The following is a 19,159-nucleotide window of genomic DNA, read 5'->3' on the forward strand; positions in this document are numbered from 1 at the left end:
GACCGTCTCCTCCGGCCCGGGGTCAGGTGTGGCCCAGCCCCCCGCTGCCGAACGAGCCGCTGGAGCCGGGATCCCAGCGCCGTCGATTCTGGTCCTCTCGCCGTTTGCTTCCTGCGTGGTGCAGCTCGTACGGCATGAGCCGTTCACTCTCGACCGCCGCGTGCGGCACTTCGTCGGGTTCCCGCATCTCACGCATTTCGTGTACTGCACCGGATTCGGGGAGCTTGGGCTGCTCGTCCGAGCGAGGCCGGTCCGATTCCGTACGGCGCACCGATATGCCGAGCCGGACGGCCCAGATCAGTCCGCCGGCGATCACCAGACCGCCAACAAAAGCGGCAAACACGTTGAGTACATCACTCGACGCGGCCAGTAGTTCATAGCTCGCCGTGTTCATATGCACTCAATACCCGTAAATAAATGCCGATAAGCAAAAACATCCGCGAGATTCATTTATGAGGTTCGGTGGGCGATACCGGGCCGGTGCCACCCCACGGGCCCGTCGGCGGCCCGCGTCCGGGTGCGACGCGGTGGACGAACGGGGTGTGTACGTCCGTCCCGCGAGCGAACGCAGCGGGGTCACTCGGATGCGGACGCGCGGAGGCTTCACAGTGTTCATGAAGCCACCCTGCGTCACGGGGGCCCGGCGGGCCAGGCCTCTCCTGGGAGCAGGACCACCGGTCCTGGTACCGGTACAACCAGGCTCCGCGACGTCACTCGGGCCGGTCCGCGTCCGCCGGCCTGGCCGGCGGACGGTACGGCGCCAGACCCTGTCGTCAGATCCGGTAGGTGCGCAGGGCCGGTGTGGCGAAGGCCAGGGCCAGGGTGGCGACGACGACCAGGAGTCCACCGCCCGCGACGGCCGCGCGCGCCCCGAAGACCGAGCCCGCGGTGCCGTGCAGAACGTCGGCGAGGCGTGGGCCGCCCGCGACCACGACGGTGAACACGCCCTGCATGCGGCCGCGCATCTCGTCGGTGACCGCCGACAGCAGGATGGCACCGCGGAAGACCATCGAGACCATGTCGGCGACTCCGGCGGCGGCGAGGAAGGCCACCGCGATCCAGAGGTTCGTACTCAGGCCGAAGCCGGTGACCGCGGCGCCCCAGGCGACGACGGCCGCGATCACCATGAGGCCGTGCCTGCGGGCGCGCGAGAACGTGCCCGACATCAGGCCGCCGGCCACGGCACCGATGGGGATCGCCGCGAACAGCAGGCCGAGCGCGAGGCCCTCCCCGTAGGGCGCGTACGTCTGCGCGGCGAGCTGCGGGAACAGGGCCCGGGGCATGCCGAGGACCATCGCGATGATGTCGGCGAGGAAGGAGAGCAGCAGGACCTTGTGCAGCGAGATGTAGCGGAAGCCCTCGGCTATCGCCCGCCAGCCGGCGCGGCCGGACGCCGGGGTCGTCAGGGGCGGCAGCGCGGGGAGCCGTACGACCGCCCACACCGTGGCGCACAGGGCCAGGGCGTCGAGCAGATAGAGCTCGGACAGGCCGATGACGGGGATGAGGGCGCCGGCCAGGAGCGGTCCTGCCACCAGGCCCGTCTGCATGACGGTGGAGCCGAGGGCGTTCGCCGCGGGCAGTTCGTCCGCGGGGACCAGCCGGGCGATGGAGGCGGTGCGGGCCGGGGAGTTGAGGCCGAAGAAGGCCTGCTGGAGGGCGAGCAGCGCCATCAGGACGAACACCGAGTCGACCCCGGTGACGGCCTGGGTCCAGAACAGCAGGGAGGTGACGGCTATGCCGGAGTTGGTGATCAGGAGCAGCTTGCGGCGGTCCATGCTGTCGGCGATCGCGCCGCCCCACAGGGCGAAGACGACGAGCGGGAGGAGGCCGGCGAGGCTGGCGTAGCCCACCCATGCCGACGAGCCGGTGATGTCGTAGATCTGCTTGGGCACGGCGACGGCGGTGAGCTGGCTGCCGACGGAGGTGACGATGGTCGAGGACCACAGGCGGCGGTAGGCGGGGCGCCGCAGCGGCCTGGTGTCCATCGCCCAGCGGCGCCAGCCCGGGCGGGCCCCTCGCGCCGGTGCCGGGGGCACGCTGGGCGCCGCGGTGTCTGGGCCGGTGCTGTCGTCGGTGCTGCTCTCACTCGTGTCCACGGAGTTCCTGGTTGCTCGATACATCCTTCTGGTGTCAGGGTTCACTATCGCCCACCCGCACCGGGCCGACATCGGGCGGGTGGACGGGAGTTCAGACGCCGGCGATCAGGGTGGCGCCCATCGTGAGCATCGTCGCGGCCACCAGGGCGTCCAGCACCCGCCATGCCGACGGGCGCGCCAGGAAGCGGCCGAGCAGCCGTGAGCCGAAGCCGAGGGCGGCGAACCAGCACAGGCTCGCGAGGGCCGCGCCGAGACCGAAGGTCCAGCGCAGTGAGCCGCGGTCGGCCGCGATCGAGCCGAGGAGGAAGACGGTGTCGAGGTAGACGTGCGGGTTGAGCCAGGTGAGGGCCAGGCAGGTGAGTACGGCGCGTCTGCGGGAGCCCTCCGGCGCGCCCTCCGCCCGCAGGCCCGCCGGACGGAACACCCGGCGCGCCGCCAGGGCGCCGTAGACCAGCAGGAACGCGCCGCCGACCAGCGCGACCGCCGTCAGCGCCCGGGGCCAGGCCACCACGACCGCGCCCACACCGCCGACGCCGAGCGCGATGAGCAACGCGTCGGACAGGGCGCAGATCCCCACCACCGCGAGCACGGCGTCGCGGCGGATGCCCTGGCGCAGGACGAAGGCGTTCTGGGCGCCGATGGCGACGATGAGGGAGAGGCCGGTGCCGAATCCGGCGGCGGCGGTGGTCAGGGCGTTGGTCATGACCTCGACGCTAGAAAAAGCACCGCCGACAGTACAGCTAAAGATTCTTACGTATCATTAGCGCTCGTGATGGCGGAGCTCCCTCTCGACCTGGTACGCACCCTGCTCGCCGTGGTGGACGAGGGCACGTTCGACGCCGCCGCGAGCGCCCTGCATGTGACTCCTTCGGCGGTCAGCCAACGGGTCAAGGCTCTGGAGCGGCGCACGGGGCGGGTGCTGCTGATGCGGACGAAGCCGGTACGTCCGACCGAGTCGGGCGAGGCCGTCGTGCGGTTCGCGCGCCGGCTGGCCCGCCTCGAACTCGACGCCCGCGCCGAACTCGGCATGACCGGTTCCGAGGAGCCGACCCGGCTGTCGATCGCGGTGAACTCCGATTCACTGGCCACGTGGTTCCTCCCGGCGCTGGCCCGCGTGCCCGAGGAACTGCGGCTGTCCTACGAACTGCGCCGCGAGGACCAGGACCACACGGCCGCGCTGCTGCGCGAGGGCCTGGTGATGGCCGCGGTGACCTCGTCGCCGGACCCGGTGACCGGCTGCTCCGTACAAAGTCTCGGGCGGATGCGGTACATGGCGGTGGCCGGCCCGGGCTTCGCCGCGCGGTGGCTCGGTGACCGGCCGGACGTGCCGCTGCGGCAGGTGCTCGCAGACGCGCCCGTGGTGTGCTTCGACCGGCGCGACGACCTTCAGGACGGCTTTGTACGGGGGCTTCGGCGTGGTCGGGGCGGCGCGAGCGCGCTGCGGCACTTCGTGCCGACGTCGGAGGGATTTGTCGACGCGGTCGCCGCCGGGATGGGCTGGGGCATGGTGCCGCAGGTGCAGGCAGAGCCGCTCCTGCGGGCGGGGCGGCTCGTGCACCTCGCCACGGACCGGCCCATCGACGTACCGCTGTACTGGCAGCAGTGGAAGCTCGACTCCCCCGCGCTGTCGGCCGTGGCGGAGGCGGTGGCTTCCGCGGCCGCCGCGGCCCTCGACGGCGGGAGCCAATGGCCGCACGTCACCTCCGCCGTCACCGGCCGGGGATGAACGCCCGCGCAGTCCCGCGAGCACCGCACCAACACCGCCCGACTGCCGTGCGCGGAGGCGGACTTCGGCACCGGGCCACCGCGGGTGGAAACTCCTGAGTCCTCGGTGAATTCCGGAATCCACCGTGCCTGGGTGAAACGAATTCCGGCGTATTTCTTCGGCACCTTCGAAACGATCGTTGACGCAACCGTGGTGCGGTGCAAACGTCGCACCAGTCCTCCCGGCCGGCCGGGACCCGGGGCGACGCCAGGCGGGCGTCGCCCACAAACGGCGAACTCAGGCGAACGGAGGACCTCTCGCGATGTCAACAGCCAGCGGAGACCCGACAACAGGGACGGCCGACTTCTTTGCGGCGCCCCTGGCGGATGCCTCGCTCCCCGAGGAGTGGGAGAGCGGCCAACAGGCGGTCACCGAGCAGGCCACCAATCCGGCGAGCGGCACCGACGAGATGTCGGCGCCCGAAGAGCAGGTCACAAGGACATCCGCGACACCACTGCCCGGCGCACCGAACGGCGCCGCCGCGCTCCCCTACCGTCCCACCCGCGGCCGCTACCGCAGCAGCGGCGGCGGCTTCCACCTGGAGTTGCGGGTCGACGTCGACAGCACGGCGGGCGGCCCGAAGGTCCTCAACAGGATCAGCGGGGACTTCTTCAGCACCAGCGGCGCCACGACGACGTACTACGGGTCGTTGGTCGTGCACGCGCCCACCGTCACCCGGTCCGCCACCCAGGTGGTCATCAGCGGCCTGGGCACCTACACCTGGCAGGCCGGCGCCCCGATCGTCCGGGTGACCATTCCGCGGCGCCGGATCAACCAGCCGCAGGGCACCGCCACCGTGCAGTTCCTCACCACCTCCAACCAGCCCGGCGCCGGCTACACCTGCGGGTACGTCTCCCCGTACTTCCGCACCGTCCAGTGGGAGCAGGACTCGGTCACCGGCAGGATTCCGTTCCTCTCCTACGACACCGGGTCGCTCCCGCAGCCGCCGAACAGTCCCGCCCGGGCGCTCACCGTGCCCCGCGCGTACGCCGAGGCCGGTATCGAGCTGCTCATGTCCGGCACCGCCAACACCATCGCCGACAGCCCGGGCGGCTGGACCAACACCGAACTGCACGGCGCCATGCAGACCAACTTCAGCCTGTGGCGCGACGCCCCGCAGTGGAAGGTGTGGCTGCTGGTAGCCGGCAGCTACGAAGGCATGGCGGGGGTGCGCGGCATCATGTTCGACGCCGCCGACTCCTTCCAGCGGCAGGGCTGCGCGGTCTTCTACGACCTGATCAAGGGCACCGACGCCGAGTCGCAGCGCGCCCAGCTGCGCACGTACGTCCATGAACTCGGCCACTCCTTCAACCTGCTGCACTCCTGGCAGAAGAACCTGGCGCAGCCGCCGGCGCCGCTCGGTCCGCAGAACGGCTTCGGCGATCTGTCCTGGATGAACTACCCGCAGAACTACCTGCCGCCGACGGGCACCGGCGGGGCGGCCGCGTACTGGGGCGCCTTCCCGTTCCAGTTCACGGACAACGAGCTGGTCCACCTGCGGCACGGCTTCTACCGCGACGTCGTCATGGGGGCCAACGCCTTCGGTATCGGTGCCGCCGACATCGAACCGGAACTGTTCGACGAGCCCCTCGCCGACGAGTCCGGGCTGCGCCTGGACCTGCGGGTCACCAAGAGCGGCTTCGCGTTCGGCGAACCCGTCGTCGTGGAGCTGAAGCTGGACACGACGGACCTGCGCGGCCGCTCCACCCACGACCACCTCCACCCGGACGACGAACTCGTCCACATCGCCATCCGGCAGCCCTCCGGGCGTACCGTGCTCTACCGGCCGCTGCTGCGCCGCTGCGTCGACCAGGACGCGACCGTACGTCTGGACACCGACCGGCCGGCGATCTACAGCAGCGCCTACATCGGCTACGGCCGCGACGGGCACTACTTCCAGCAGCCCGGCACCTATCAGCTGCGCGCCTCCTATCTGGCGTCCGACGGCTCCCGGATCGTCTCGCCGGTGCTGCGTCTCCACGTCCGGCACCCCGTCAGCCAGAGCGACATCGAGCTCGCCGAGCTGATGATGGGTGAGGAACAGGGCACGATCCTCGCCCTGCGCGGCTCCGACTCGCCGTCGCTACAAGCCGGCAACGACGCCCTCCAGGAGGTCATCGAGCGGCACGCCAACCACCCGTTCGCCGTGTACGCGCGGCTCGCCAAGGGGCTCAACTTCGAGCACGAGTTCAAGAGCCTGAGCCCCGACAAGGCCGGCCTGAACGTGCGTCCCCCGGACACCAAGTCCGGGATCGAGCAGCTCAGTCAGGTCGTGAAGGTCTCCGAGCAGGGCAAGGGGGTCGACAACCTGACCCTCAACCTGGCCACGCGGCGACTGGCCCGTGCCTACGCCCGCCAGGGCGATCTGGAAGAGGCCGGCTCCACCCTCGACCGACTGGTCCGGCACTTCGACACCCCGGCGTTCAAGCCGTACGTCGTGGACGCGGTCCGCAGTCAGGCGGACTCCACGAAGGCCCGGCTGCTGGCCGAGTTCGGCGACAGCTGAGCCGCGGGACGAAGGCCGCGCACGGGCGCGCGACGCCCGTGCGCGGCCTCTGTGGCAGCATCGCGTACAGGCCCCGGACCGGGGCGGGGAAGGAGCCGGACGTGCTCGATCTCGTCCTGTACGGGCCCCAGGGGCCGCAGCCGCTCGGCGGTTCCGCGCCGGTCCGGGCGAAGGTGCGGAACTCGGGTGAACGTGCTGTGTGGATCGCCGGGGTGCTCGACGGGTCCGAGGACGGCATCCGCTTTCCGCACTATCTCCCCGCCGTCACCCTCGCCGACGGCGGACGCACCGTCGCCCGGCCCGGCCCGGCCGAGGACCCGCTCGTCGGGCCGTTGCGGGTGGGCCATCTGCTTCGGCTGGCGCCCGGGGAGTCGTTCGATCCCACGGCCGGTGCCGGGTGCCTGCCGCTGACGACCTTCGCCGCGTTCGCCCCCCAAGCCCCCGGCCGCTACCGGTACACGCTCACCCTCTCCACCGAGGCGGGGCGTCCCGAGGAGTGGCTGGGCGGTTTCGGTCTGCCGTCCGGGGCCGAGCGGGAGGAATTGCTGGACCTGATCGCGCGGGTCCCCCGGATCACCGTGTCGGCCGCTCCGCTGATCCTGGAGTTCCGCTGAGCACCGGCACTTCGAGGTCGTTCACCGCTCGGCCATGACGAGGACGAGGGGGACGCCGTCGCAGGGCATCAGGTGCAGGCCGTCGAAGTGTTCCGGCCGGGCCTGGGTGAGGACGGCGGCGAAGTCGGGGCCCTTGGTGAGGGAGCCGGCCAGGTGTGCGGGGTCGGCGGAGGCGGCGACCCGGCCGCGCGCGTTGACCAGGTGCGCCGGGCCCGGCAGCCGTTGCAGCAGGGGCATCACGGCCGTCTCGAAGTGCCGCAGATACACATCCGCCGCGGCCACCCCCGCGAACCGCCCCTCCACCTGCACCGGCGCGGACAGGGTGAGGCTGTACTCCTCGGAACACAGATAGTCCACATACGGCCCGGCCACCGCCCGGCGCCCGGTGTCACGGGGCAGCGCGAACCAGTCCCAGTGCGTGTAATCCGAGTACGCCGACTGCCGCGGGTCCAGGTCGAGCAGCAACGGCCGCAGCGCCCCGTCCGCACCGGTCTGCCACCACTCCAGCCACGTCGGCACATCGCCCAGCAGCCCCGGCGCGGCCACGAACCCCACCCCCGAGACCAGCTCCTGCCGCGCCAGCCGCAGATGAAGCCCCGGCCGCAGCCCGGCCAGATCCACGGTCGCCGGCCGACGACCCAGCCCGGCCACTTGCGCCAGCAACGCCGCCGTGTCCGCCCGCGTCTCCTCGACGGCCTCGAACACCGCCTCCAGCGCGGAACGCACCTGCGCCGCCACCCGCGCCTGCGGCGACACATCCAGCGTCGCCGTTGCCGGGCGGCCGCTTCCCGCGGGCGCGGGCACCGGATGCGCCGCGAGGCAGAACGAAAGGCCGGGCTGTGGAATCGAGTGGGGCATGACCGCGACCGTATACGCAGAATTCCCTCTTCCGCATCTTGACTGTCCGTCAACTCCTCTTCAACACAGCGCAGTTGCTACACATGCCGACGCTCCGTAAGGTGTGGATCACCCGGGACGCCGGAGGACGCCACCCGCCCTCCAGGCGGCCTTGATGCTGGGTGCGGCCCGCCTGAACCCTCCAGCAGATCCGGAGATCTCGCCCGAGGACGCCACTGTGATCCGTGGCGCCCCAACAGAATCCGGTATTCCGTCCCCTTCAGCCCCTTCCTTTCACCTCTCCCCCCCACACCCACACACCGTGGAGATTTCCTTGCGTTTGCACAGATCCTTCAAAGCCGCGGCCGCGGCCGGCGCCCTGCTGCTCGTCAGCGGCTGCGGATTGTTCACGGAGTCGGACGCCTCGTCCTCGGCGTACGGTCTCAACCCGCCGGATCTCAAGGCGCAGTCGAAGCTCGGCAAGACCGAGGGCCAGGTCAACCTCATCGCCTGGGCCGGCTACGTCGAGGACGGCTCCAACGACCCCAAGGCCGACTGGGTCAGCAGTTTCGAGCAGCGGACCGGCTGCCAGGTCAAGTCCAAGGTCGCGGCCAGCTCGGACGAGATGGTCAAGCTGATGAAGACGGGCAACTACGACGCGGTCTCCGCGTCGGGCGACGCCTCCCTGCGTCTCATCGCCTCCGGCGACGCGGCTCCGGTCAACACCGACCTCGTGCCCAACTACCAGGACGTCTTCTTCGGTCTGAAGAAGCAGGCCTGGAACTCGTTCGACGGGCAGCCGTACGGGATCCCGCACGGACGCGGCGCCAATCTCCTGATGTACAACACGCAGCAGGTGAAGCCCGCCCCGACCTCGTGGTCGGCGGTCTTCGACGACGCGTCGCCCCACAAGGGGCACGTCACGGCGTACGACTCGCCGATCTACATAGCGGACGCGGCCCTGTATCTGCGCGAGACCCAGCCGGGCCTCAACATCGAGAATCCCTATGCGCTCGACCAGGACCAGTTCGACGCCGCCGTGGCCCTGCTGAAGGACCAGAACGCGAACGTCGGCGAGTACTGGAGTGACTACCTCAAGGAGGTCTCCGCCTTCAAGAGCGGCGACTCCACGGTCGGCACCACCTGGCAGGTGATCGCCAACCTCGCCGCCGACGAAGGCGCCAAGGTCAAGGCCGTCCTGCCCATCGAAGGCGCCACCGGCTGGTCCGACACCTGGATGATCTCCGCCAAGGCGAAGCACCCCAACTGTGCCTACAAATGGATGAACTGGATCATCTCTCCGAAGGTCAACGCCGAGGTCGCCGAGTACTACGGCGAGGCGCCGTCGAACATCAAGGCGTGCGACGAGATCAGCGACGACGCGTTCTGCGACACGTACCACGCGACGGACGAGGGCTACTGGAAGGACATCGCGTTCTGGACGACGCCGATCGAGCAGTGCCTCGACGGGCGGACGGAAGTGAAATGCGTGCCTTACGCCAAGTGGGTCCAGGCCTGGACCGAGATCAAGGGCTGAGCGGCAAACGCGCGGGCACGCGCTCAGGAAGCGGCGATGTCGCGCTGCTGCCGGGCGAGCGCGTGCCCGATGTCCCGGGTCGCCGGATACAGGCGCAGATACAGGTCGTACAGGTCGTCGTAGCGGGGCCGTAGCCGGGCGTCGGGGGCGACCTGCTCCCGTACCGGATTCCAGGCGTCGATGTCCGCGTCGCCGACCGCCTGCGCGGCCAGGAACGCGGCGCCGTAGCTCGCTCCGAGCGTGACGGTCCTGATCTCCTGTTCCAGGCCGGTGACGTCGGAGACGATCCGGGTCCACAGTCCGCCGCGGGTTCCGCCGCCGACGGCGACGACCCGGTGGACGTCCGCGCCGGCCGCCCGCATCGCCTCGGCGTTGTGCCGGACGCCGAACGCGGTCGCCTCCAGCGCGGCCCGGTACAGATCGCCGCGCGTGTGCTCCACCGTCAGCCCGGCGATCACGCCGCGGGCGTCCGGGTCGGCGACCGGGGTCCGCTCCCCCGCGAAGTACGGCAGCATGAGCAGCCCCTTCGCGCCGGGCCCCGCGGCCTCCGCCTCGGCGAGGAGCGCGCTGTGCTCGGGGCCGCCGAACAACTCCCGCAGCCAGTCGGTGATCACACCGGAGGTCGCCATGCCGCCCGCGAGGTTGCGCGTGCCGGGCAACGCGCCGACGGTGCTCCAGAGTTGCGGGACCAGCAGGCGTTCGGTCACCGTGTTGATCAGGAACATGGTGCTGCCGTACATGAGCATGAGGTCCCCGGTGCACTGGGCTCCCACGCTCAGCGCCTCCGACCAGGCGTCGATCGTGCCGGTGACGACGGGGACGCCCGCGGGCAGTCCGGTGGTGGCGGCCGCCTCGGCGGTGAGGTGGCCGGCGATGTCCCCCGGCCAGCCGAGCCGCGGCAGTTCGATCCAGGGCGCGATGTGCCGGGCCCAGGGCGCGTACCACTCCTGGGCGACGGAGTCGTAGAGCGGGACGGACTGGCTCGCGGAGTGGTGGTCGAGCACGTACGCCCCGGTGAGCCGGCGCACGAGATACGAACTCGGCATGTACAGCCGGCGGGCGCGGGCGATGACGTCGGGTGCGTGCTCCGCCAGCCAGGCGATCTTGGGACCGACGGCCTGGGTGGAGAGCAGGGACCCGCAGCGTTCCAGGACGGCCTCCCGCCCCAACTCGGCTTCCAGCCGGGCGATCTGCTCCGTCGCACGGGTGTCGACGCCGTACAGGATCGCCGGGTGCAACGGCGTGTCGGCCTCGTCGGTGAGGGCGACACAGGGGCCCATGCCGCTGACGCCGACCGCGGTCACCTCGCTGCCCCGGCCGGTCAGCTCACGGGCGAGGGAGGCGAACTCGTCCCACCACACGCGGGCGTCCAGCTCCACGTGCCCGGGTCGTGGACGGCTGACGGTGTGCGGTCGTACGGCGGTGGCGAGCACCGTTCCGTCCTGGTCGACGAGGACACCCTTGCTGCTGGACGTGCCGATGTCGACTCCGAGCACCGTCCCACGCTCACGCTTGCGCACACCCGGAGCGTAGGCGATCCGCGGCCGGTTCGCCGTGCGGCTTGTCGATGCCCGGCAGCCGCGGGGTGAACACCGGGCCCTCGACCGAAGGGCTCGTGCGCGGAGTTGTTGCCGTTTCCGTACGCCTCCGATCTTGGCGGAGGCGTTTCCTCCGGGACAGGATGCCCGTATGAAGGGTGACCTGTTTTCCAGTGACCACATGGTGGAGCCCGCCGTCGCGCCGGGCATGACCGTGCAGAACGCCAAGTCCATCAAGTACGCCGTGAACGGCGACATGCTCGCGCGGCAGGGGGCGATGATCGCCTATCGCGGGAACCTGCAGTTCGAGCGCAAGGGCCAGGGCGTGGGCGGCATGCTCAAGCGGGCGGTCACCGGCGAGGGGCTGCCGCTCATGACCGTGCGCGGGCAGGGCGAGGCCTGGTTCGCGCACGAGGCGCAGAACTGCTTCGTCGTGGGCATCGAGCCGGGTGACGTGTTCACCGTCAACGGCCGCAATGTCCTGTGCTTCGACTCGACGCTGACGTACGAGATCAAGACGGTGAAGGGCGCGGGGATCAGCGGCGGCGGGCTGTTCAACAGTGTCTTCACCGGGCACGGCAAGCTGGGGCTGATCTGCGAGGGCAACCCCCTGGTGATACCCGTGTCGCAGCAGCAGCCCGTGTACGTGGACACCGACGCGGTGGTGGGCTGGACCGCCCATCTGCACACCTCGCTGCACCGTTCGCAGTCCATCGGGTCGATGCTGCGCGGCGGTTCGGGCGAGGCGGTGCAGCTGAAGCTGGAGGGCGACGGGTACGTCGTCGTACGGCCCAGTGAGGCGACGCCGCAGAAGGTGCAGCAGCACTGACCGGCCGACCGGAAGGGGCCCCGCCGTACGGCGGGGCCCCTGGTGCGTCAGCCTCCGGTGGAGCGTCAGCGTCCGGTGGACGGGGTGTTGGCGGAGGTCACGTTGACCCCGGCCCAGGCCTTGTCGACCGTCTGGTACTCGATGCTGTCGGCGCCGTACATGTCGGTGGCGGCCTTCAGCGTCGCGTTGCGCGCGTCGTGGAAGTCCGTCGTGGAGACCATGTAGCGGGTCAGCGCCCGGTAGAAGATCGCGAGGGCCTTGGCCCGGCCGATGCCGGTGACCGTCGAGCCGTCGGAGGTGGGCGAGTTGTACTTCACCCCGCCGATCGTCTTCCTGCCGCTTCCCTCGGCCAGCAGGTAGAAGGCGTGCGAGGAGACACCGGAGCCGGCGTGGACCTCGGTGTCGTACGTCTCGGGCGACCAGTAGTCGATGGTCCCCTCGAGCTTGTCGCGCGAGGGCTCGTCGAGACGGCGCAGGAACTTCTGGTCCAGGCCGAGCTTCTCGCCGACGAGGTAGTCACCCGCGTCCTTGGAGTTGTTGGTCGCGAACTCCATCCCCGTGCCGAAGATGTCCGCGAGCGACTCGTTCAGCGAGCCCGGCTCACCGAACTGGTTGCCGTCCCGGTCCACGCGGGTGGGTTCGAGGGCGGCGGTGGCGTCGACAACACCGTGGGTCAGCTCGTGGCCGGTGACGTCCAGGACGACCAGCGGCTTCTTGAAGAGGTCGCCGTCCCCGTCCCCGTACAGCATGCAGCCGCAGGCGGAGTCCCAGAAAGCGTTGCCGACCTTGGTGCCGAAGTGAACCATCGCGCGGGCGCCGGTGCTGTTGTTCTTGATGCCCTTGCGCCCGAACGTCTTCTTGTAGAAGTCCAGGGTCTTGGTGACGCCGTACTGGGCGTCGACCGCGGCGCTCTGGCGGCTACTGGTCTTGCCGGTGCCCCACTTGTTGTTCTTGTCGGTGAACTTCTTGCCGCGCGAGAAGGCTTCGAGGTACTGCCCCTTGGCGTCCCGGGTCTCGGTGCCCCAGCGGGTGGAGTCCTTGAGGAGGAAGCTCGTGCGGGCGGTCTGGGTGGTGCTCAGCCCCACCTTGCCGACGAAGAGGGAGGTACCGGTGCCGGAGGCCTTGCGCGGGTAGCTCGCGGCCCCGGAGATGCCCGTCAGAAGCGAGGAGCCGGTGAGCGCGGAGTCGGCGGTGCCGGTCGCGGGGTTCGCCGTCTCGCCCCGCTCGCGCAGGGTCTGGGCCAGCGAGGGCGAGATGAACTCGTCGCTGTCGGGGGTGTTGCTGCGGATGCGGCCGGTGACGGCGTCGACGACGACCGTGCGGGAGCCGGTGGCCTCCGTGGTCTTGCTGTCGGTCACCCGCACCTGGTAGGCGAGGGCGGAGCCGCCGTCCCGCGCGTCCACGACGAGTGCGGCCTCGGTGGCGTCGCCCTGGGCGGCCGCGGCGGCCTTCTGCTCGGCCTGCGCGGGCGTCAGCTTCGCCTGGCCGGCGGCGGCCGGCTTGACCGTGTGGTCGGCGGCGCGGGTCACACCGAGGTACGTCGAGCGCTTGGTGAGGTGGACGACCAGGTCACCGCCGAGGACCGGCAGGCCCTGGTGGGTGCGCACGAAACGGACGTGCTGCTTGCCGTCCGGGTCGGTCAGGACGTCCTTCGCCTCCAGGGTGTCCCCCCGGGAGACGCCGGTGGCGGACGCGTGGGCGAACGCTGCCGCCCGGGCCGCGTCCACCGGCGAGGAGGCCGCAGCCGCGGCGAGGGCGGGCGCGTCGGCGACAGCCGGGACCGCCGGGAGCGTGGCCGCCGTCGTCACGGCGATGGCGATGGCCACGCCACGTATGTGGGGTCTACGCACTGATTTCCTTCGAACATGGGCGGCCGGGAACGCCAACCACCCGCACACACAGCGCTGTTGGGCGCTGCGGGGGCTGGTCGGGCCCCGGTGCAAAACCCTCACCGATTCACCATGTACATGTAAAGGAGAAAGATCCCTTTTACTAGCTTCGAGGTGATCTCTTTACAAATGTTCACCTGTGAGTGATGAACCGGTGACCAACTGTGCGTTGCCTGTACAGATGTGCGAGACCACGAAGAGGTTGCGTCCCGGGCCGCCCGGACCAGTGGATGTGACCGAAGTCGCAGCGCCTCCGGCCCCTTACGGCCGGACCGGAGGCGAGCCGGCGTCAGATCGTGCGCCGGCTGAGGGCGGAGAGCAGGGTGCGCAGGTCGGCGGCGGGACGCGGGGCCGGCTGGACGGAGGCCAGGAGTCCGTGCGCCACGGTGAGATGACGGCGGGCCTCCCGCAGCGCGGCCGAGCGCCCGCCCGCCTGTTCCACAACGGCCGCCGCCCGCACCACCGCGGTGTCGTCGCGGGCCGTGAGGAGACCCTCGAGCGCGGAGCCGGAGGGGGTGGCCAGCGCGGCGAGAACCGGAAAGGTCTTCTTCCCCTGACGCAGATCGCCGTGGACGGGTTTGCCGGTGACCGCGGGATCACCCCAGATGCCCAGCAGATCGTCGACGATCTGGAACGCCACTCCGAGATGACGTCCCGTCCGGTCCAGCACGGCGGCCGTCTCCTCCGGCGCACCCGCGAGGTGGGCGCCCAGCGCGAGAGCGCAGCCGAGCAGCGATCCCGTCTTGTGCTCGGCCATCGCCTCGTACTCGGCGACGCTCACCGCCTCGGGCCCGGTCCAGGGCCGGTGGGCGAACAGCAGGTCGTCGGCCTGCCCCCGCACCAGGTCACCGAGGGCCGCGCTCAGCCGGTGCGCGGCTCCGGGCGCGGACGCGGTGGTCAGCGTCTGCACGGCCAGGGCGAACAGGGCGTCGCCCGCCAGGACGGCGGGGCCCGTGCCGTACGCCTTCCACAGCGCCGGGCGGCCTCGGCGCATCGCGTCGCCGTCCATGATGTCGTCGTGCAACAGCGAGAAGGTGTGCACGAGTTCGACCGCCACGGCGGCCGGTACGCCGGCTTCCGCCGGCCCTCCGGCGGCCTCCGCCCCCAGCACGGCGAGCGCCTGCCGTACGCCCTTGCCCTGACTGTGCGCGGCCGGGGCGCCGCCCGCCGCGCCACGGCCCAGCGCGTAGTCGGCCATCTCCCGCATCCATGGATGCATCCCGCCGACGGCCTCGGCCAGGGCCGGGGCGACCAGTTCACGGCAGCGGTGCAATATGGCGGGCGCTTCGGGACCGGCCTTCAGGGCCGTCGTCAGGGTGGTCATCGGCCGGCCTCCCGACCGGCCGACGACCGCGGCGCGAGACCGAGTTCCTCGCGCGCCCCACGGATGAGCTCCCGGCCGTGCCGCAGGCCGATGCCGTCCAGCACGCCGACGAGTTCGTCCAGCTCGGCACCGGTCTCGGCACGGTCGCGGCCCAGGCGGGCCAGGGACTTGACCAGGCCGAGGCGGGCCAGGGCCCGGCCGCGTGGCTCGCTCATCCCGTCGAACTCGGCGAGCGCCTGCGCGTAGACCTCCCGGGCCTCCGCGTAACGCCCGGCGCGGTAGAGGACGTTGCCGCGCATCTTGTGGTTGTAGGCCAGCGCGCTGACGAGGTTCATCTCCCGGCAGGAGACCTCGGCCTCACCGAGCAGGGCCAGCGCGCGCTCGGGGTCCCGGTCGCGCACGGAGACGATGTCGGCGAGACCGCGCAGGGCCCAGGCGTGACCGCGGCGGTCCTCGGCGCCCGCGGCGATCGCGGCCGCCTCCTCGAACATGGCGTACGCGGTGTCGTACGAGCCGGTGTTGCGGTGTATCTGGGCGATGCCCTCCAGGGCCCAGACGGTGTGGCGCGCCTCGCCGCGTTTCCTGGCCTCGGCGAGGAGCTGCTCGTGCAGGGTGGTGACGGCCTCGTAATCGCCCTGGATCCGACCGGTTTCCGCCATTCCCGCGAGCGAATAGCCACGTACGACGACATCGCCCGCGTGCTTGCCGAGTTCGGCGGCCAGTCGCAGCAGCCGCCAGGCCAGAGGCAGGGCGCCCCGCTGGCGGGCCAGGGTGCCGCCACTCCACAGCGCCCACGCCATCGCGCCGGTGTCGCCGGCCTCGCGGGCGGTGCGGTAGCTCGCCTTCCAGGCCCGCTCCGCGTCCGCGACCTGGCCGAGCCGGCGGTGCGCCTCGGCCACCGCCAGACCGGAGCGGGCCGCCTCGCCCCGCGCCCCGGCGCGCTCCGCGGCGCGCAGCTGTTCGGTGCCCGCGGCCAGGACGTCGGTCAGCGAGGAGTTCACCGAGAGGGTGGTCAGAGCGCCCTGGTACTCCGGGGCGAAGGCCTTGCCGTACATGAGTGCCTTTCGATCTGCCGCCGGCCGGGGCGTATGGCCTCGGCCGTCGGGTGCTGGCTGTCACGGGGTGGGCGGCGCCCTGGCGGACCAGCTATGCACTCCAGGCATACACGTCACGTATACACACCATGTATACACAGAGCGTATAGCACACCGGACATCCACCCGGGAAACCTGGGTCCATGGATCCGCCGGGCTGCTCGCCCGTCGCCGATCAAGACGTCAGCCGGGCCCCCAAGGTTGCTTCACGGCAAACGAGTTGGCTCGCACGCGCACATCACTCGTCACGATTAGAACAGATCTTCGAATATCGAGGTACGCTGCACCTATGTCCACGCACCTCCAGGGATCGCTCTTCGACCAGACCGACGAACTCGGGCTCGGCCCGCTGGACGGCCTGCGACGGACCGTCCTGGGTGCCGGGGCCTGGATCGATCTGCTGCCGGGCTGGCTCAGCGGCGCCGACGCCCTGTTCGAACGGCTCGCCGCCGACGTGCCGTGGCGGGCGGAGCGACGGAAGATGTACGACCAGACGGTCGACGTGCCCCGGCTGCTCGCGTACTACCGGGCGGGCGACACGCTGCCGCACCCCGTCCTCGCCGAGGCTCGCGACGCACTGTCCGCGCACTACGTGGCCGAGCTCGGCGAACCGTTCACCACGGCCGGGCTCTGCTACTACCGCGACGGCCGCGACAGCGTGGCCTGGCACGGCGACCGGATCGGCCGGGGCGCCCGCGAGGACACGATGGTCGCGATCCTCTCCGTGGGCGCGCCCCGCGATCTGGCCCTGCGTCCGCGCGGCGGCGGCGACGTCCTGCGGCGCCCGCTCGGACACGGCGACCTGATCGTGATGGGCGGCTCCTGCCAGCGGACGTGGGAACACGCCATCCCCAAGAGCACCCGGGCGGCCGGGCCCCGGATCAGCATCCAGTTCCGGCCGAGCGGCGTGAACTGAGCGGCCTCGGTGTCAGGGCGTGAGGTGCATCTGCACGGCCGGGGCGTAGCGGTCGACGATGTCGTCGATGGCGGCGGCACGCAGATGGGTGCCGCGGGCGATGCCGAACATGACACCGAGGCCGAGCAGCGCGCTCACCGCGAGTTCGGCACGCAGACCGGCGTCGGGGCCGGCCAGTCGCTCGGCGAGGCGGTCGCCGACCTGGGCGCGGAAGTTGGCGCGCAGGATGTCGCCCTGTTCGCCCTGGAGGGGTGCGAAGACGATGCGCAGGACGGGGTCGGCGCCCCGCTCGGTCTGGCCGACCAGCACATGCCGGACCATGTGCCGGCCGAGGTCGTCGAGGGGCGCGTCCAGCAGGTCCGGGACATCGGCCTCGAAGGACATCACGCGGGCGAAGAGCGCGTCCTTGTTGCCGAAGTACTTCAGTATCAGCGGCGGGCTGACCCCGGCCCGGTCCGCGACCGCCTTGAGGGTGATGTCCGCGTGGGCGTGGCGGGCCAGCAGATGGCGGGCCGCGCGGAGGATGGCCGCCTTGGTCGCCTCGGCGTCACGGCGCGCCGGGGCGGCGGCCGGCGGGGTGGCGGCGGAGGGAGTGGTCATGGTGCTCATGCTCCTTCCAGCGCCTCGTCGTGGGACGGCCGGGTACGGCCGCGGGCCCGTCGCGTGCCGTGGGAGTCGGGGTCCCCGGGGATGACGAGGGCGGCGGCGCAGGCCATCACTGCGACCGTACCCGCCATCGCGAACGCCAGCAGATAGCCGTGCAGGGTGGGTACCGGGGCGCCTCCCACCAGGCTGGTGTGGTGGACCAGGACGGCGGCGACCGCCGCGCTGCACACGGCTTGGCCGATGGTGCGCATCAGGACGTTGACGCCGTTGGCGGAGGCGGTCTGTCCGGCGGGCACGGCACGCAGGATCAGGGTGGGCAGGGCCGAGTAGGCGAGGGTCGTGCCGACCGCGATGACCGTGGCGCCCACGATGATCATCCACAGGTCGCGGCTGTCCGCGATGCGCACGGCGTAGCCGACGGCGATGACCGCGGCCCCGAGTGCCAGCGTCACGCGCGGGCCGCGGGCGGCCGAGATGCGCGCCGAGACCGGCGAGAACAGCAGCATGATGACGCCGCCGGGCAGCAGGCACAGACCGGTCTGCACGATGGACAGCCCGAGTCCGTAGCCGGTGGCCTTGGGCGCCTGCACCAGCTGCGCCGTGACCAGCGAGTTGCCGTAGAAGGCGAATCCGGTCAGCAGCGCGGCCACGTGCGGCAGGGCGACCCGGGGGCGGGAGGCCAGCTTCAGGTCCACCAGGGGCCGCGGGGCCCGCCACTGCTGGAACCACCACAGCGTCAGTACGAGTACGCAGGCCACGAGCAGGCCGACGATCCGCGGACTGGTCCAGCCCCACTGCCCGCCCTGCGACACACCGAGGAGCAGGCAGACCAGGCCCGCGGCCAGCCCCAGCGCACCCAGCGTGTCGAAGCGGCCCGGCTGCCGGACGGGCGACTCGCGCACCGCCCACCACGCCAGTGCCAGTCCGCCGGCGCCGAGCCCGGTGGTCGCCCAGAACATGACGTGCCAGTCGGCGTACTGCACGATCATCGCGGCGATCGGCAGACCGAGCGCGGCGCCGATGCCCACGGTGGAACTCATCAGGGCCACCGCGGAACCCGTGCGCTCGGGCGGGAGTTCGTCGCGCAGGATGCTGATCGACAGCGGTACGACGGCGGCCGCCGCGCCCTGGAGGGCCCGCGCGGCGATGAGCACGCGGATGTCGGAGGTGACGGCGCACAGCAGCGAGCCCAGGGTCATCAGCGCGAGGGCGGCGAGCAGAACCCGCCGCTTGCCGTACATGTCGCCGGCCCGGCCGAGCACCGGGGTCAGCACCGCGCCGGAGAGCAGGGTGGCGGTGACCATCCAGGAGACGGCGCCCGCGGAAGCGCCGGTCAGGCGCGGCAGGTCGGGCAGCAGCGGCACCACGACCGTCTGCATGACGGCCATGAGGATTCCGCCGAACGCCAGGACGGGGACCGTCAGCCGGTCGCGGACACCCGGCCGTCCGGCCGGTCCGTCGGGGGTCGCGGACCGGTCGGACGGGGTGGATATCGGGACCATGGTCACTCCAGGGGCGGCAGCCGACGTGAAGAAGGGAGGTGAATAGGAATTCACCTTAGCCGGGTGAATGGTCATTCACCCAGAATTCTCCGTCGGACGCGGCCGC

General features: G+C 71.2%; 16 protein-coding genes. 6 read left to right on the forward strand and 10 right to left on the reverse strand.

Annotated elements, in window-relative coordinates:
* Window positions 1-22 precede the first annotated feature (22 nt).
* The 3 genes from SAVERM_RS06080 to SAVERM_RS06090 all read right to left on the reverse strand — a co-directional run bounded on the left by SAVERM_RS06080 (window position 23) and on the right by SAVERM_RS06090 (window position 2,799).
* On the reverse strand, window positions 23-394 hold the full coding sequence (locus tag SAVERM_RS06080) for a DUF6479 family protein (RefSeq protein WP_037650210.1): 372 nt from the start codon (window positions 392-394) through the stop codon (window positions 23-25).
* A gap of 379 nt (window positions 395-773) precedes the next feature.
* Complete coding sequence (locus SAVERM_RS06085) at window positions 774-2,120, reverse strand: MFS transporter (protein ID WP_010982557.1); 1,347 nt, start codon at window positions 2,118-2,120, stop codon at window positions 774-776.
* A 67-nt stretch (window positions 2,121-2,187) separates the two neighbouring features.
* Complete coding sequence (locus SAVERM_RS06090; RefSeq protein WP_010982558.1) at window positions 2,188-2,799, reverse strand: LysE/ArgO family amino acid transporter; 612 nt, start codon at window positions 2,797-2,799, stop codon at window positions 2,188-2,190.
* A gap of 66 nt (window positions 2,800-2,865) precedes the next feature.
* On the opposite strand from SAVERM_RS06090, the gene SAVERM_RS06095 reads away from it, so the two are divergent.
* The 3 genes from SAVERM_RS06095 to SAVERM_RS06105 all read left to right on the forward strand — a co-directional run bounded on the left by SAVERM_RS06095 (window position 2,866) and on the right by SAVERM_RS06105 (window position 6,981).
* Complete coding sequence (locus SAVERM_RS06095; protein ID WP_010982559.1) at window positions 2,866-3,822, forward strand: LysR family transcriptional regulator ArgP; 957 nt, start codon at window positions 2,866-2,868, stop codon at window positions 3,820-3,822.
* Window positions 3,823-4,123: 301 nt separating this feature from the next.
* Window positions 4,124-6,367 (forward strand): tetratricopeptide repeat protein, encoded by a 2,244-nt coding sequence (locus SAVERM_RS06100; RefSeq protein WP_010982560.1) that lies wholly within the window; start codon window positions 4,124-4,126, stop codon window positions 6,365-6,367.
* 101 nt (window positions 6,368-6,468) lie between these two features.
* Window positions 6,469-6,981 (forward strand): hypothetical protein, encoded by a 513-nt coding sequence (locus SAVERM_RS06105; protein WP_037650205.1) that lies wholly within the window; start codon window positions 6,469-6,471, stop codon window positions 6,979-6,981.
* 21 nt (window positions 6,982-7,002) lie between these two features.
* On the opposite strand, the gene SAVERM_RS06110 is transcribed toward SAVERM_RS06105, so the two are convergent.
* Entirely contained in the window at window positions 7,003-7,839 is an 837-nt protein-coding gene (locus tag SAVERM_RS06110) for a cache domain-containing protein (RefSeq protein WP_010982562.1), read from the reverse strand.
* A gap of 313 nt (window positions 7,840-8,152) precedes the next feature.
* Between SAVERM_RS06110 and SAVERM_RS06115 the strand changes: the two genes are divergently transcribed.
* Complete coding sequence (locus SAVERM_RS06115) at window positions 8,153-9,355, forward strand: ABC transporter substrate-binding protein (RefSeq protein WP_037646140.1); 1,203 nt, start codon at window positions 8,153-8,155, stop codon at window positions 9,353-9,355.
* 23 nt (window positions 9,356-9,378) lie between these two features.
* On the opposite strand, the gene SAVERM_RS06120 is transcribed toward SAVERM_RS06115, so the two are convergent.
* Window positions 9,379-10,875, reverse strand: coding sequence for an FGGY-family carbohydrate kinase (locus SAVERM_RS06120; RefSeq protein ID WP_010982564.1), 1,497 nt, complete (start codon window positions 10,873-10,875; stop codon window positions 9,379-9,381).
* A 169-nt stretch (window positions 10,876-11,044) separates the two neighbouring features.
* On the opposite strand from SAVERM_RS06120, the gene SAVERM_RS06125 reads away from it, so the two are divergent.
* A complete protein-coding gene (locus tag SAVERM_RS06125; protein ID WP_010982565.1) occupies window positions 11,045-11,722 on the forward strand; it encodes an AIM24 family protein in 678 nt (225 codons plus the stop codon).
* A gap of 65 nt (window positions 11,723-11,787) precedes the next feature.
* Here the strand turns inward: SAVERM_RS06125 and SAVERM_RS06130 are convergent, their stop codons facing one another.
* The 3 genes from SAVERM_RS06130 to SAVERM_RS06140 all read right to left on the reverse strand — a co-directional run bounded on the left by SAVERM_RS06130 (window position 11,788) and on the right by SAVERM_RS06140 (window position 15,990).
* Window positions 11,788-13,572, reverse strand: coding sequence for a M4 family metallopeptidase (locus tag SAVERM_RS06130; protein ID WP_010982566.1), 1,785 nt, complete (start codon window positions 13,570-13,572; stop codon window positions 11,788-11,790).
* Window positions 13,573-13,900: 328 nt separating this feature from the next.
* Window positions 13,901-14,935: a polyprenyl synthetase family protein gene (locus SAVERM_RS06135; protein WP_010982567.1), complete on the reverse strand. Its 1,035-nt coding sequence runs from the start codon at window positions 14,933-14,935 to the stop codon at window positions 13,901-13,903.
* Window positions 14,932-15,990, reverse strand: a complete 1,059-nt coding sequence (locus SAVERM_RS06140) for a tetratricopeptide repeat protein (RefSeq protein ID WP_010982568.1) — start codon at window positions 15,988-15,990, stop codon at window positions 14,932-14,934. Before SAVERM_RS06140 ends, SAVERM_RS06135 begins: the two co-directional genes overlap by 4 nt.
* 328 nt (window positions 15,991-16,318) lie before the next feature.
* Here SAVERM_RS06140 and SAVERM_RS06145 point away from each other — a divergent pair, with 328 nt between their 5' ends.
* The gene (locus SAVERM_RS06145; protein WP_010982569.1) at window positions 16,319-16,945 is read left to right on the forward strand and encodes an alpha-ketoglutarate-dependent dioxygenase AlkB; all 627 of its coding nucleotides are present in this window, start codon (window positions 16,319-16,321) and stop codon (window positions 16,943-16,945) included.
* Between the two features lie 12 nt (window positions 16,946-16,957).
* Here SAVERM_RS06145 and SAVERM_RS06150 read toward each other — a convergent pair whose 3' ends face one another.
* Together SAVERM_RS06150 and SAVERM_RS06155 are read right to left on the reverse strand one after the other, a co-directional pair.
* The gene (locus SAVERM_RS06150; RefSeq protein WP_037646136.1) at window positions 16,958-17,554 is read right to left on the reverse strand and encodes a TetR/AcrR family transcriptional regulator; all 597 of its coding nucleotides are present in this window, start codon (window positions 17,552-17,554) and stop codon (window positions 16,958-16,960) included.
* Window positions 17,551-19,053, reverse strand: coding sequence for an MFS transporter (locus SAVERM_RS06155; protein ID WP_037646133.1), 1,503 nt, complete (start codon window positions 19,051-19,053; stop codon window positions 17,551-17,553). Before SAVERM_RS06155 ends, SAVERM_RS06150 begins: the two co-directional genes overlap by 4 nt.
* Window positions 19,054-19,159: the final 106 nt, after the last annotated feature.

This window comes from Streptomyces avermitilis MA-4680 = NBRC 14893, from assembly GCF_000009765.2.
Taxonomy (GTDB): domain Bacteria; phylum Actinomycetota; class Actinomycetes; order Streptomycetales; family Streptomycetaceae; genus Streptomyces; species Streptomyces avermitilis.

What these genes read in the sequence shown, in the direction of transcription:
- SAVERM_RS06080 (WP_037650210.1), bottom strand. Translation starts at nt 394, where the DNA reads ATGAACACGGCGAGCTATGAACTACTGGCCGCGTCGAGTGATGTACTC.
- SAVERM_RS06085 (WP_010982557.1), bottom strand. Translation starts at nt 2,120, where the DNA reads ATGTATCGAGCAACCAGGAACTCCGTGGACACGAGTGAGAGCAGCACC.
- SAVERM_RS06090 (WP_010982558.1), bottom strand. Translation starts at nt 2,799, where the DNA reads ATGACCAACGCCCTGACCACCGCCGCCGCCGGATTCGGCACCGGCCTC.
- SAVERM_RS06100 (WP_010982560.1), top strand. Translation starts at nt 4,124, where the DNA reads ATGTCAACAGCCAGCGGAGACCCGACAACAGGGACGGCCGACTTCTTT.
- SAVERM_RS06110 (WP_010982562.1), bottom strand. Translation starts at nt 7,839, where the DNA reads ATGCCCCACTCGATTCCACAGCCCGGCCTTTCGTTCTGCCTCGCGGCG.
- SAVERM_RS06125 (WP_010982565.1), top strand. Translation starts at nt 11,045, where the DNA reads ATGAAGGGTGACCTGTTTTCCAGTGACCACATGGTGGAGCCCGCCGTC.
- SAVERM_RS06135 (WP_010982567.1), bottom strand. Translation starts at nt 14,935, where the DNA reads ATGACCACCCTGACGACGGCCCTGAAGGCCGGTCCCGAAGCGCCCGCC.
- SAVERM_RS06140 (WP_010982568.1), bottom strand. Translation starts at nt 15,990, where the DNA reads ATGTACGGCAAGGCCTTCGCCCCGGAGTACCAGGGCGCTCTGACCACC.
- SAVERM_RS06145 (WP_010982569.1), top strand. Translation starts at nt 16,319, where the DNA reads ATGTCCACGCACCTCCAGGGATCGCTCTTCGACCAGACCGACGAACTC.
- SAVERM_RS06150 (WP_037646136.1), bottom strand. Translation starts at nt 17,554, where the DNA reads ATGAGCACCATGACCACTCCCTCCGCCGCCACCCCGCCGGCCGCCGCC.
- SAVERM_RS06155 (WP_037646133.1), bottom strand. Translation starts at nt 19,053, where the DNA reads ATGGTCCCGATATCCACCCCGTCCGACCGGTCCGCGACCCCCGACGGA.